Below are 2,063 nucleotides of genomic sequence, written 5' to 3'. Positions count from 1 at the left end.
TTAAAAGAAAAAATAAAAAAAGGAGGTTCAATGATGAATCGATTAGAAGGAAAAACAGCGATTGTTACAGCTGCTAGTCGTGGAATTGGGCTAGCAATTACAAAAGCTTATGTAGAAAATGGCGCAAAAGTTTATATGGCAATGCGTGATAGTCAAAAAAATAGAGATTTGATTGCAGAATTACAACAAGAAAATCCATTATATCAAGCAGTGTATTATAATGCGTTTGATTTTGAATCTTATCAACCGATGATTGAAGAAGTTATCGAAAAAGAAGGAAAAATTGATATTTTAGTGAACAACTTCGGTCACACGGATGTCCAAAAAGATAAAACCTTAACGACAGGAGATAGTGATGCGTTCTTCCATATTTTAAATGTGGATGTAGCGAGTGTTTATTATACTTCTAAATACACAGTAGAACAAATGCAAAAACAAGATCAAGGGGGAAGTATTGTTAATATTTCTTCTATTGGAGGGATTACTCCCGATATTGCTCGCTTAGCATATACAACATCAAAAGCAGCGATTAATTCTTTAACAAAAAGTATAGCGGTTCAATATGCTCGAAACCAAATTCGTTGTAATGCAATTCTACCAGGATTAGTGGGAACGGATTCTGCTTTACAAAATATGGATGAACGATTCTTATCTACATTTTTAAAACACGTACCATTGAATCGTATTGCGACTCCTGAAGATATTGCCCAAGCAGCAGTTTATTTAGGAAGCGATGAATCTAATTTTGTGACTGGAGAATTAATTTCTGTCGCTGGAGGATTTGGAAAACCAACTCCAATCTATGGAGATTATAATCAAAATCAGTAGTGACAAAAAGTTCACTACTGACAACAATTTCAATATTGTAAAGAAATGGATGAACAGTAAAATATAAAATGTAAACAATAAACAAGGAGGAAAAAAGATGAAAGCATTAAACTTTCCAACAGAAATGTATTTCGGAGAAGAAGCATACTTCGATTTACAACAATTACAAAATGAACGTGTAATGGTAATTACAAGTAATCGAGGATTAGAACGTGCTGAACGTTTACGTCTAACAATTGAAGAAGGAAATAACTTATTAGAATGCTTCAATGAAGTATTACCTGATCCATTAGAATCTACAATTAAACGTGGCGCACAAGCAATTCGTAACTTTGAACCTACAGTAATTATTGCTTTAGGTGGTGGTTCTGCTATGGACGCTGCAAAAGATATGAAAGTTCAAGCAGGATTTACAGGTACATTGATTGCCGTACCAACAACAAGTGGTACTGGTTCAGAAATCAATGATTTAGCGGTAGTTACCGAAGACGAAACAAGTGTGAAAATTCCTAAATTAGATGATGCTTTCCAACCAGAAAAAGCATATTTAATTCCAGAATTAGCTACAAGTATGCCAAAAGCAACTACAGCTAATACAGGAATGGATGCATTAAGTCACGCATTGGAAGCTTATGTTGCACAAGCAATGGATCCATTGTTCCGTGGTTACAATGATATTACAGATGGAATGGCAGAAAAAGCAATTCAATTATTATTTGAATATTTACCAAAAGCTTACCATAATCCAGAAGATGTAGATGCTCGTAGCCATGTTATGAATGCAGCTTCTTTAGGTGGTTTAGCCTTTATTAAAGCTGGATTGGGAGCTATCCACGGTATTTCTCACTCTGTAGGTGCTCGTTTACATTTAGCACACGGTTTAGTAAATACATTATTAATGAATGATGTCATTGCTTATAATGCAGGTTTAGGTTCTTATGAAGCAGAAGGGCAAGAAGTGATCGCTGCTCGTTATGCGAAATTAGCAGGAATGTTAGACCATAAAGAATATGAAGCTAAAGAAGGTACTTTACGTTTAATGGAATTAATTCAAGAATTAAAAGAAACTTTAGATATGCCTTCACACTTTACAGATACAAAAGTTACAGAAGACGAGTTTGTAAATAGCATTGACATGATGTCTACTTCAGCAATGGAAGACCCATGTATGTTAACAAATCCACGTGCTTTAACAAAAGATAGTGTTGTTTCTATCTTAAATAACTTAAAATAAA

Annotated in this window: 2 protein-coding genes; both read left to right on the top strand. The window is 34.2% G+C overall.

What is annotated here, in order from left to right; all coding sequences use genetic code 11:
• Positions 1 to 828: 7alpha-hydroxysteroid dehydrogenase (gene hdhA / locus C683_RS06295; RefSeq protein ID WP_341871655.1), on the top strand; the 828-nt coding region annotated here is incomplete at its 5' end.
• Between the two features lie 97 nt (positions 829 to 925).
• Positions 926 to 2,062 (top strand): iron-containing alcohol dehydrogenase family protein, encoded by a 1,137-nt coding sequence (locus C683_RS06290; protein WP_009492151.1) that lies wholly within the window; start codon positions 926 to 928, stop codon positions 2,060 to 2,062.
• Position 2,063 lies beyond the last annotated feature (1 nt).

The organism is Catellicoccus marimammalium M35/04/3 (genome assembly GCF_000313915.1).
GTDB lineage: Bacteria > Bacillota > Bacilli > Lactobacillales > Catellicoccaceae > Catellicoccus > Catellicoccus marimammalium.
This window is presented reverse-complemented; position numbering and strand designations above follow the sequence as displayed.

Excerpts from the sequence above, each read along its gene's own strand:
- C683_RS06290 (WP_009492151.1), top strand. The coding sequence starts at position 926 with ATGAAAGCATTAAACTTTCCAACAGAAATGTATTTCGGAGAAGAAGCA.